Raw genomic sequence first — 9,419 nt, forward strand, 5'->3', positions numbered from 1 at the left:
GAAGCGATGGCGCAGGGCCAGGAAGTCCGTCGGGGCATGTTCCGCCAGGGTCTCCACCTCGGCGAAATCCAGCCCCTCGCCGGCCGAGAGCCGGCTGCGGATCTCGGCGATCTCGTCGACGACCAGCCGAAACGAGGCACTGCGCCGCCACCGCTCGGTGGCATCGTCGCCGCGGTCGGTGCGCCCGTACTCGACGACCTCCACCGCCTCCGCCCGGTCGCGCCGCCAGATGAAGGCGCGGCCTTCGTGGATCGGGTGGAGCGTGTCGATGATGACCATGACGCCGGCCAGGCGCAGGCCGGATGCCGCGCAGCGCTCGCACAGCTCCTGGAGCAGGGCGGGCTCGGCCATCCCCTCCAGGCCAGCACCGGTCAGCCACTGGCAGAGCCGCTCGATGTCCGCGTCGCGCATGCCGCCGTTCCCCACATCGGCTGGCATGCAGCAGGCCGGACATTCTGTCAAAGTCAACGGGTCAGCGGCACCCAGGCCGGCTCAGTACGGGCTGGCGGTCGGACGGACGATGATCTCGCTCACGTCGACATCGGGCGGCTGCTCCACCGCGAACCGGATGGCCCGGGCAATTGCCTCGGGCTCCAGGGCGATGGCGCGAAACTCGGCCATGCCGGCACGGGCGGTCTCGTCGGTGATCGTGTCGGCCAGCTCGGAGCGGACCACGCCTGGCGAGATGGTGGTGACCCGGATGTCCGAGGATTCCTGGCGCAGACCCTCGGAGATCGCCCGGACCGCGAACTTGGTGGCACAGTAGACCGCCGCAGTCGGATAGACCTGATGGCCGCCGATCGAGGAGACGTTGACGATCTGGCCGCTGCCCTGGCGCTGCATCACCGGCAGCACCGCAGCGATCCCGTTCAGCACGCCCTTGATGTTGACGTCGACCATCCGGTTCCACTCGTCGACCTTGAGTGCCGCCATCGGCGAGAGCGGCATGATCCCGGCATTGTTGACCAGCACGTCGACCCGGCCGAACCGCTCGATGGCGGTGGCGACGAAGGCCTGCACTTGCGCGGCATCGGTAACGTCGACCGCCTTGATCAGCACGTTACCGCCGGCTGCGGTGATCGTGCCAGCCAACTGCTCCAGCCGGTCGACGCGGCGGGCACCGGCCACCACGACGGCACCGGCTCTGGACAGCTCCTGCGCGGTGGCCTCACCGATGCCGCTGCTGGCGCCGGTGACCAGGACGACCTTGTTCTCGATGGCGGACATGGCGGTCTCCTCAGGGCGGGTCATTCGGCGTCTTCCACGGGCAGGGCGATGCCACGCTCGTCATAGAGTGCGCGCAGCGTCGCCGCGGCGTTCAGCGCGCGCGGGAAGCCGGCATAGACCGTGGTCAGGTAGACGATCTCGTTGAGCTCGGCCGGTGCCGCGCCGAGGTTGAGGGCGTAGCCGGCATGGATCCTCAGCTGCGGCTGGAGGTCCTGGGCGGCCAGCATCGCCACGGTCGCGAGCTGGCGGGCCTGCGGGTCCAGCACCGTGCGGCCGACGATCTCGCCCAGCGCATAGTTCAGGGTCGCCTCGCCGAGCGGCGGGAAGTCGCGGCGCAGCTCGTCCAGGACCGGCTGGCCCGCCCCGCCGCTAAGCGCGTCCACCACCGCCTGGCCGCGCTGCGCCCGCGCATCCGCGGTTTCGGCAGCGCCGGTCGGGCTGGACGTGGTGGCGAGGCTGGCGGCGGTGGCGGCCATGGCGAGCGTCCTTTTCATTCCCTGCATGACGGTCTCCGTTGAAGGGCAACGGCCGGCGCGATCGGACGATCATCGTCGGCAGGCCTGAATCTCGCGCAGGTCGGGCCGGTACCGGTAGACGAGAGCTGCAGGATTCTTGCACGATCCTCCAGAAGGGCTGGACCGGTGCCGGCACAGGACGCATGAGGCGGCTGCGCACGCGGCCTTGAGGCCAGGGAGGTCCGGACATGGATGGGCATGAGGAGCTGGCAGGGCTGATCGGGCGGCATGTGGCCGGCGAAGGCATCCATCCATGCACTATCCCGCGGCTGGCGCTGATCCGCAGCCGGCAGCGGACCGAGCCGGTGCACGTGGTCTATCAGCCATCCTTGTGCGTCGTGGCGCAGGGCGCCAAACAGGTGATTCTGGGCGAGCGGGTGCTGCGCTATGCGCCTGGCCAGTTCCTGGTGGTGTCGGTCGACCTGCCGATCGTCGGCCAGGTTATCCAGGCAGAGCCGGACCGGCCCTATCTGGCCCTGCAGCTCCATCTGGAGCCGGCCATGCTCGCGGCCTTGCTGCTGGAGCTCGGGCCCGGCCCGTCGCCTGCCCCCGACCCGGGGCCGGGCCTGCTGCTGAGCATGCTGGACGCTGACCTGCTGGGTGCATTGGTGCGGCTCCTGCGCCTCCTGGACCAGCCGGCGGACATCTCGGTCCTCGCTCCCCTGATCGAGCAGGAGATCCTCTACCGGCTCCTACGCGGCGAGCAGACCGCAATGCTGCGGCAGATCGCGGTGGTGGAGAGCCGGCTGCAGCAGGTCAACCGGGCGATCAGCTGGATCAAGCGCAACTTCACCGCCCCCTTCAGCATCGAGGCGGTGGCGCGCGAGGCGCGGATGAGCCCCTCCGCCCTCCACCAGCACTTCAAGGCGGTCACTGCCATGAGCCCGCTACAGTATCAAAAGCAGCTGCGGCTGCAGGAGGCGCGGCGGCTGCTTCTGGCCCAGGCGCGCGATGCCGCGGATGTCGGTCACGAGGTCGGCTATGACAGCCCCTCCCAGTTCAGCCGCGAGTATCGCCGCCTGTTCGGCGCGCCGCCCGCTCGCGACATCACCCGGCTGCGCGACACGACCCTGGCCCTCGAGGCCTGAGCAACGCGGCCAGAAGGAAACGACGCGCTTCCGGCTGGCCGGCCGGTCCCTTCTTCCAGACCGTTTCCGAATCCGCGCTGCAATTCGACCTCAGCATGGCGCAAGAGCAAGTCGTTCTGCCTACTTCAGGACGTTGTTTCCAGCTCCAAGCTGCACAATCGGCTGTCAGGGAAATATAAAATCTCAGCTGGGTGCAGGTCAACTGGCTTCAGTAAGATAATTTGGTTGTTGTTTCCAATTATCTTCAATAATACTCGCCAGAGCTTGCCAAGCATTCGCCGATTGCCGTAATGACACCGTGTTCATCGACAAGAACACGACTTTCATCACATAGCTGCACCGCACCCGATCAGGCCCGACCCACCTCGACCGGTGCCGGCATGCTTCATCCTTGCTGGGGACCATGATGCATCGACGCGATCTTCTGGCCGGTCTGGCGGCACTTCCGGCTTCGCAACTGCTGACCGGCCTCCTGCCGGACGCCGGCGTGGCCCAGGCTGCGGCCACGCCTCTCAAGAAGAACTTCGTGTTCTGGGAATGCATGCGCTGGCAGAAAGGCCCGGCCAGCCTGGCCAGCTGCGGCCTGCGCCGGATGCCGATCTATTACGAGGCGTCGCTGATCACCAATGGCGAGGCCGACTTCAAGAAGATCGACAAGGTCATCGCGGAGATCAAGGCGAAGAAGCTGCCCATGGTAACGCTGGACGTGGAGCTGTGGAATCCGGCCTCCATCCCGCAGCGCGAGAAATACATCCGGCTGATCGAGTACGTGCGGGCGCGCGTACCCTCCTCCACCAAGCTGTCCCTCTACGGCATCATGCCGCGGCCGCGCTACCACGACTATGTGGCCGGCGGCACGCGCCTCAAACAGCGGCAGCACGAGAACAGGATTGCGGCACCGCTCGCAGCCAAGTGCGACTGGATCATGCCGATGTTCCACACCTACCAGCCGAACCGAGTCCACTGGGCCAAGTTCGCGAAGGTGATCATCGCAGAGGCCCGCCAGTACAACAAGCCGGTGATGCCCTGGCTTTGGCCCCAGTACCACGAGCGGACTTCGCCGGCATCACTGCGACGCAAGTTTCTCCCGGGCGACTTCTTCCGTGAGCAGCTGGAAACAGCTTATCACCTGGGCGACAGCCTCTGCATCTGGGGCACGAGGATCGACGTGCCGGGCACGACGGTCAAGCGCGCCACCTGGAACCCCAAGGCGCCATGGTGGGCGCAGACCAAGGCGTTCCTGCGCAGCAAGAATGCCCCGGTCTGCAAGCTTTGAACGCCAGGCGGCTGTGCGCGTGAAGCCGGTCTAGTCGCCCGGATGGGCGGCAGGCCCTGCCCCGCCCATCCCCTGCGGCCCGCCATGCGGACCCCAGTTCTCCAGCTCGTCGTTCGAGCTCGTGCTGGTGGTGCCGTCGGTGCAGGCGGCGAGCGCGCCGGCCGCGGTGAGCAGGGCCACCATCAGCAGCTTGCGCAGGTGGAAGTTCCGCACGGATTTTCATCCCATGGTAGGTGCCTGGCCGCTAAAGCCCGCAACCCCCGGGATCGTTCCGCCGATCCTATGATTTCAGCCGGCTACCGTCCCGATCGAACAGCGGCTCGCTGGCGACCACCGCTGCAAAACGCCGGCCCAGATAGTCGATCTCCAGCCGCGTGCCGGGCTCGCTTTTGCCGGTCGGCAGGTAGCCATAGGCGATCCACTTGCCGACCGAGTAGCCATAGTTCGCCGAGGTGACATAGCCCGCCAGCTGCCCACCGGCATAGATCGGCTCCTTGCCGAGCAGGGTCGCCTCCGGGTCGTCGACCGTCAGGCAGCAGAGCCGGCGCGGCATGGGCTGCATCTTCAGGTCGAGCAGCCGCGCCCGGCCAATGAAGTCGCCCTTCTTGAAGCGCACCGCCCAGGCGAGGCCGGCTTCCAGCGGGTTGGTGTCCGGCAGGATGTCGGCACCCCAGAGCCGGTAGCCCTTTTCGAGCCGCATGGAATCCATCGCCCCGGCGCCGGCCGGGATCAGGCCGTGCGGCTGGCCGGCCTGCATCAGCAGCTCCCACAGCTCGCCGCCGAACTCGGTGGGGGCGTAGATCTCGAAGCCCAGCTCGCCGACATAGGACAGGCGCAGCGCCATGGTCGGGACATAGCCGACCAGCACCTTCTTCCAGCCGTAATAGGGCAGGCCCCGGTGCGAGACGTCGTCCTCGGTCAGCGACTGGAGGATCTCCCGCGCCTTGGGTCCCCACAGCCCTACCGCACAATACTGGGAAGTGACGTCCTCGATCGCGACGCTGCCATCCGCCGGCGCATGGGCGCGGATCCAGCCCAGGTCATGCATGCCGACCCCGCCGCCGGTCAGCACCAGGAACGCGTCGAGCGCAAGGCGGGCGACCGTCAGGTCGCACATGATCCCGCCCCGGCCGTTCAGCATCGCCGTGTAGGTGACCTTGCCGACCGGCTTGTCGATGTCGTTGGCGGCGAGCCTCTGCAAAAAGGCGGCGGCGCCCTTGCCGCTCACCCGGATCTTGGTGAAGGCGGTCAGGTCGAACAGGCCGGCGGTCTTGCGCACCTGCGTGTGCTCTGCCCCCTGGATCGGCGACCAGTATCGGCTGCCCCAGTCGTCGCGGACCGGGAAGTTGCGGCCTTCCAGCAGCTTCTTGTTGCTCTCGTACCATTGCGGCCGCTCGAACCCGGCCGCGTCGAAGAACACCGCCTCTGCCTGCTTCTGCTGCGGGTAGAAGGGCGAACGGCGCAGGCCCCGCGGCTCCTCCATCTGCTGCAGCGGGTGAACGACGTCGTAGACCTCCTTGTACTGCTGCCAGCCGCGCCGGCGCACAAACTTCGGGGTCTGCTGGTGGGGCGCGATGCGGTTAATGTCGCCCTCGTGGACATCCCATTCCGGCTCGCCCGTGGCGATCCATTCCGCCATGGTCTTGCCCACCCCGCCGCCATGGGTGATCCAGACCGCCTCAGCGACCCAGAAGCCCTTGACCAGTAGGCTCTCGCCCAGCACCGGGCCGCCGTCGGGCGTGAAGCTGAACATGCCGTTGAACGCGTCGCGCACACCGGCCTTCATCACCGCCGGCAGGAGCTCGCGGGTGGCCTCTTCCGCCTCCTGAAAGTCCTCGGGCGTGAACGGGTTCATCGACGGCATGACCGGCGTCTGGCCGAAGGCGCGGATGTCGTCCGCTTCCACCAGCCGCGGTGCGTGACGATAGTTGCCGATGCCGTACTGGCTGCCGTGCTGGCGGAAATACATCGACTTGTCCTGGTGGCGGAGCAGGACGTGGGTCGCCTCCTCCGTCACGCCGGCCAGCTCCGGCAGGTCGTTGGTCCAGGCATACTGGTGCTCGCAGGGCATGAGCGGGATCGGCACACCGACCATGCGGCCGATCCGCGGCCCCCAGATGCCGCAGCAGACCAGGACCTGCTCGCAGGTGATCCGGCCCTGGCTGGTCTCGAGCCCGACCACCCGGCCCCCTTCGGTTAGCACGTCCAGGACCTCGGTCCGGCCCTGGAACGCGATGCCGCGGCCCTTTGCGTAGCGGATCATCGCCTCGGTGGCGCGCAGCGGCTTGGCGATGCCGTCCGTGGGCGTCCAGAAGCCCAGGCGCACCTTGCCCGTGTCCATCAGCGGCGAGAGCTCGCGGCACTGCTCGGGGCCGATGATCTCTGCGGGGATGCCCCAGGAGCGCGCGATGCCGTGACGCCACCGGATATAGGTGTCGCGCTCCTCGCTGGTCGACACTTCCAGGCCGCCGACCTTGAGAAAGCAGGGCTGGCCGTCCAGCTCGAGTGAGTTCAGCAGGTCTACCGTGTACCTGGCGAACGTCGCCATCATCCGCGACGGGTTGGTCTGGAACACCCCGCCCGGCGCATGGCTAGTGGAGCCGCCGGTGTGCGGCAGGTCGCCCTGGTCGACCACCAGCACGTCCGTATAGCCCATCTTCGCCAGATGGTAGGCCGTGGCACAGCCGACGATGCCGGCGCCGACGATGACGAGCCTCGCCTGGGTCTGCATCCTCAACTCGCTCCCTTGCCCGGCCCGGTCACACGACGATCTCGTAGCCGAACTCGCGCGCAGCGTTTTCCAGATACTTCCATACATAGTCCGCGAAGGACCGATTGGTGTAGAGGTCGACGAACGGCCGGTCGGCATTGCCCGCGACGTAGTGCAGGATGACGTTGGCCTTGCCCAGATGGCTCTGCAGCACCATGCCGGGCCGGAACGCGCGGGGGTGCAGGTCGAGCGGGCAGCCGGCCGCCAGCACGTCGCGCAGGCGCTGGCCTTCCAGGCAGATCGTGGTCATCCGCTCGGACAGGTCGATCACCGCGTGGTGCAGTCCCCGGCAAGCTTCCCGCAGTGCCTGGGCGATCTGTGCCTCGCGGCCGGGCTCGTAGACGATGATCCAGTCGTCCGGGCCGATCCAGAAGGCATGGGCGCCCGAGCCCGACCCGGTCTCACCCACCTTGCGCGGCAGGGCGAAGCCCAGGACCGGCTCGACCGCCCGGGCCACGTCCCCCCCGCCGCGCAGGCCGACCTTGGCCTTGAACGGGCGCTCCAGCATGCGGAGCGGCGCGCCCTTGGTGGACGGCCGGTTCTTCAGGTCGAGATGCGTGGTGCCCGCAATACGCTCAGCCATGGAGCCGGGCTCCCTCGGGATCGATGAACACGGGCGCCGTCACCTCGACCTCCGCGGTGCCGTCCCCGTGGCTGACCCACAGGCGCTGGCCGTGGCGCGCCCGCCCGCCCGCCAGCAGGGCCAACGCGAAGGAGCGGCCGAGACTGGCCGAATGATAGCTGGAGGTGACGTGGCCAATCATCCTGGCCGGCACGTTCGGCGTGCGGCTCTCCACGATCTGCGCGCCCTCGCCCAGCACCAGCTTCGGGTCGGGCGGCAGGAGCCCCACCAGCTGCTTGCGGTCCGGGCGCAGCATGTCGGGCCGGGTCAGCGAGCGCTTGCCTAGAAAATCCTTCTGCTTCGACACGGCCCAGTCCATGCCCAGGTCCTGCGGTGTCACGGTGCCGTCCGTCTCCTGGCCGACGATGATGTAGCCTTTCTCGGCGCGCAGCACGTGCATCGCCTCCGTGCCATACGGGGTGATGCCGAACGGCTGGCCGGCACGGTACAGCGCGTCGGTGACGATCTCGCCATAGGAGGCCGGCACGTTCACCTCGAAGCCAAGCTCGCCCGTGAAGCTGATCCTAAAGATCCTGGCCGGGATGCCCGCGACCTCCGCCTCGGTCATCGACAAATGCGGCAGGGCTTCCTTGGAGATGTCGCCCCGGGTCAGCACCGCCTGGAGCACGTCACGGGCCTTGGGCCCCTGCAGGGCGATCACCGCCCACTGCTCGGTCACCGAAGTCAAATAGACCTGGAGGTCCGGCCACTCGGTCTGCAGCCAGCTCTCCAGCCAGGCCAGCACCCCGGCAGCGCCGCCGGTCGTGGTGGTCATGTGGAAATGATGCTCGCCGATCCGCGTGGTCACACCGTCGTCGAACACCATGCCGTCCTCGCGCAGCATCAGGCCGTAGCGGCACTTGCCGATGCCGAGCTTTGACCAGGCATTGGTGTAGACGCGGTTCAGAAACTCCGCGCTGTCTCGGCCCTGGATGTCTATCTTGCCGAGCGTGGTGGCGTCGAACATGCCGACGGCACCACGCACCGCCCGGCACTCGCGATCCACCGCCGCGTGCATGTCCTCGCCAGTCTTGGGGAAGTACCAGGCCCGCTTCCACAGGCCTACGTCCTCGAACACGGCGCCGTGCCGCTCGGCCCAGCCATGCATCGGCGTGCGCCGGACCGGGTCGAACAGGTCGCCCTTGCTGGGCCCGGCGAAGGCGCCGAAGGTCGTGGGCGTATAGGGCGGGCGGAAGGTGGTGGTGCCGATCTCCGGGATCGGACGGGACAGGTTCTCGGCCACGATCGCCAGGCCAGTGACGTTGCTGGTTTTGCCCTGGTCGGTTGCCATGCCATTGGTGGTGTAGCGCTTGACGTGCTCGATCGAGCGGAAGCCCTCGCGGTTGGCGAGCTTCAGGTCCTTGGCCGTCACGTCGTTCTGGAAGTCGACCCAGGCGCGCTGCCCGGTCCGGTCGCCCTCCAGGAGCCAGACCGGCTGGTGCGGCCCGGAGACCGGCTCCTGCACGGAGGGTGCCGGCGTGGCATAGGCCTCGAAGCCCGCCGCCACCGCCGCCTCGGTGCCGGCGGCAAGACCCTCGGCCAGGGCCTCGGCCAGCGTCCAGGAGCCCCGGCAGGCACCGGCCGAGCGCTCCTCCTGCAAACCTTCCCCGGGCACGAAGGCAGCCAGCCCCTCGTCCCAACGGAGCTTGCCGCGGCTCTGGCTGAACAGGTGCACGGTCGGGTTCCAGCCGCCGCACATCAGCACGGCGTCGCAGGACAGGGCCTGGACCCGGCCCATGATCGGCGGCCCGGCCTCGTCCAGTGCCTGGACATGGAGCTGCGAAACCCGCAACCGGCCCTGGCTGCCGACAGGCCCCTGGCCCCGCAGGATGGTGATCCCGGCGGTCTGCGCCTGCACCACCCGCTCGCCGATCGGCGTGTGGCGCTGGTCGACCACCGTGACCTTCGCCCCCGCGTCCTG

General features: G+C 68.1%; 8 protein-coding genes and 1 pseudogene. 2 read left to right on the plus strand and 7 right to left on the minus strand.

What is annotated here, in order from left to right:
• From EQG76_RS10775 to EQG76_RS10785, 3 genes and pseudogenes are all read right to left on the minus strand, one after another.
• Window positions 1-411 (minus strand): annotated as a pseudogene (locus EQG76_RS10775) (adenylate/guanylate cyclase domain-containing protein); the annotation flags it as partial.
• Window positions 412-492: 81 nt separating this feature from the next.
• Window positions 493-1,227 carry an SDR family oxidoreductase gene (locus tag EQG76_RS10780; protein ID WP_159713253.1) on the minus strand — a complete coding sequence of 245 codons (735 nt, stop codon included), beginning with the start codon at window positions 1,225-1,227 and terminating at the stop codon, window positions 493-495.
• A 20-nt stretch (window positions 1,228-1,247) separates the two neighbouring features.
• Entirely contained in the window at window positions 1,248-1,730 is a 483-nt protein-coding gene (locus EQG76_RS10785) for a carboxymuconolactone decarboxylase family protein (RefSeq protein WP_159713241.1), read from the minus strand.
• A gap of 200 nt (window positions 1,731-1,930) precedes the next feature.
• Between EQG76_RS10785 and EQG76_RS10790 the strand changes: the two genes are divergently transcribed.
• Together EQG76_RS10790 and EQG76_RS10795 are read left to right on the plus strand one after the other, a co-directional pair.
• Entirely contained in the window at window positions 1,931-2,830 is a 900-nt protein-coding gene (locus EQG76_RS10790) for an AraC family transcriptional regulator (RefSeq protein ID WP_159713243.1), read from the plus strand.
• 403 nt (window positions 2,831-3,233) lie between these two features.
• A complete protein-coding gene (locus EQG76_RS10795; RefSeq protein WP_159713245.1) occupies window positions 3,234-4,106 on the plus strand; it encodes a hypothetical protein in 873 nt (290 codons plus the stop codon).
• Window positions 4,107-4,136: 30 nt separating this feature from the next.
• On the opposite strand, the gene EQG76_RS10800 is transcribed toward EQG76_RS10795, so the two are convergent.
• From EQG76_RS10800 to EQG76_RS10815, 4 genes are all read right to left on the minus strand, one after another.
• Window positions 4,137-4,319, minus strand: coding sequence for a hypothetical protein (locus tag EQG76_RS10800; RefSeq protein ID WP_159713247.1), 183 nt, complete (start codon window positions 4,317-4,319; stop codon window positions 4,137-4,139).
• 67 nt (window positions 4,320-4,386) lie between these two features.
• A complete protein-coding gene (locus EQG76_RS10805; RefSeq protein ID WP_159713249.1) occupies window positions 4,387-6,837 on the minus strand; it encodes a GcvT family protein in 2,451 nt (816 codons plus the stop codon).
• 28 nt (window positions 6,838-6,865) lie between these two features.
• A complete protein-coding gene (locus EQG76_RS10810; RefSeq protein ID WP_159713251.1) occupies window positions 6,866-7,459 on the minus strand; it encodes a sarcosine oxidase subunit gamma in 594 nt (197 codons plus the stop codon).
• Window positions 7,452-9,419 (minus strand): glycine cleavage T C-terminal barrel domain-containing protein (locus EQG76_RS10815; protein WP_321573447.1); only part of this gene is annotated, 1,968 nt, incomplete at its 5' end. The genes EQG76_RS10815 and EQG76_RS10810, both read right to left, overlap by 8 nt.

It is taken from the genome of Geminicoccus flavidas, assembly GCF_009806515.1.
Taxonomy (GTDB): Bacteria; Pseudomonadota; Alphaproteobacteria; order Geminicoccales; family Geminicoccaceae; genus Geminicoccus; species Geminicoccus flavidus.

Excerpts from the sequence above, each read along its gene's own strand:
- EQG76_RS10795 (WP_159713245.1), top strand. The coding sequence starts at position 3,234 with ATGATGCATCGACGCGATCTTCTGGCCGGTCTGGCGGCACTTCCGGCT.
- EQG76_RS10785 (WP_159713241.1), bottom strand. The coding sequence starts at position 1,730 with ATGCAGGGAATGAAAAGGACGCTCGCCATGGCCGCCACCGCCGCCAGC.
- EQG76_RS10810 (WP_159713251.1), bottom strand. The coding sequence starts at position 7,459 with ATGGCTGAGCGTATTGCGGGCACCACGCATCTCGACCTGAAGAACCGG.
- EQG76_RS10780 (WP_159713253.1), bottom strand. The coding sequence starts at position 1,227 with ATGTCCGCCATCGAGAACAAGGTCGTCCTGGTCACCGGCGCCAGCAGC.
- EQG76_RS10805 (WP_159713249.1), bottom strand. The coding sequence starts at position 6,837 with ATGCAGACCCAGGCGAGGCTCGTCATCGTCGGCGCCGGCATCGTCGGC.
- EQG76_RS10790 (WP_159713243.1), top strand. The coding sequence starts at position 1,931 with ATGGATGGGCATGAGGAGCTGGCAGGGCTGATCGGGCGGCATGTGGCC.